General features: G+C 54.1%; 1 protein-coding gene and 1 pseudogene. Both read right to left on the reverse strand.

Going from position 1 to position 1110, the window contains the following annotated elements:
- Window positions 1-884: methionine ABC transporter ATP-binding protein (locus Q0438_RS04550; protein ID WP_299187872.1), on the reverse strand; the 884-nt coding region annotated here is incomplete at its 3' end.
- Between the two features lie 43 nt (window positions 885-927).
- A pseudogene (locus tag Q0438_RS04555) lies at window positions 928-1110 on the reverse strand (diaminopimelate dehydrogenase); the annotation flags it as partial.

A 1110-nucleotide genomic window follows, 5' to 3' on the forward strand; every position in this document is an offset into this window, starting at 1 on the left:
TTGATCACGAGGCTTCCGACGACGTTTTTATCGAGGCGCTCGAGCTTGCCCCAGACGATGTTAAAATTTATCTCCAAAGCGCGCGCCATGTGCGTGATCACGCTGTCAAACGCAACCGCGGGCGGGAAAAATAGCCTGATATTCACGCCGCTTGCGGGTAGCACCTCCTCCTCGCCCAAAAACTCCTTCATATTCTCATCCGGGTGCAAAAATAGCGAGACGATATCGCCCGAGTTGCTCACGCGCCCGCCCTTAAGCAGGATCGCGCGCTGTGCGATGCCCTTTACGACCTCCATCTCGTGCGTGACGAGCACGATCGTAATGCCTAGCTCGCGATTGATGCGGCGCAGAAGCGATAAAATTTGAGCGGTGGTGTTGGGATCAAGCGCCGAGGTCGCCTCGTCGGAAAGCAAAATTTTAGGGCTCAAGGCAAGCGCGCGCGCAATCGCCACGCGCTGTTTTTGTCCGCCGCTAAGCTCGCTGGGATAGGCATTTGCTTTACCCGCAAGCCCCACGAGCTCCAAAAGCTCGGCGACGCGGCGCTTTGTATGGTCCTTCGAATAGCCCCAAAATGCTAACGGCGTGGCGACGTTTTGCGCGACGGTGCGGCGGCTCATCAGCGCGAAGTGCTGAAAAATCATACCGATATTTTTGCGCAGCTCGCGGATCTGAGCGGCGCTTAGCTCTCTTACTTCCCTGCCCTCGACTTTGAGGCTTCCTTCTTGATAGTCCTCAAGCCCGTTTATGCAGCGCAGCAGCGTGCTTTTACCCGCGCCACTGTGACCTACGATGGCGAAAATTTCGCCCTGCTTCACCTCCAAGCTCACATCGTCGATCACGCAGGTCTTGCCGTAAAATTTCTTTAAATTTTCTATTTTTATCACTCAAAATTCCTCGTTCATAATTCCGCCGAAACGCCCCAAAAATTTATAAAATTTCGCGCCTTAGCTCATCTGCGCTCTTTGGCGAAAGAAGCGCCGGAGCGATGTCAAATACGCTAAACGCGCCGCTTTCGCCTCTTTGCGCCAAACGATACGCCGCGCGGGCGTAGGCTACGAGCACGCTTGCGGTAAATTCGGGATTTGAATCAAGCTTTAGCGAAAACTCGAT

The organism is uncultured Campylobacter sp. (assembly GCF_938030785.1).
Taxonomy (GTDB): Bacteria; Campylobacterota; Campylobacteria; order Campylobacterales; family Campylobacteraceae; genus Campylobacter_B.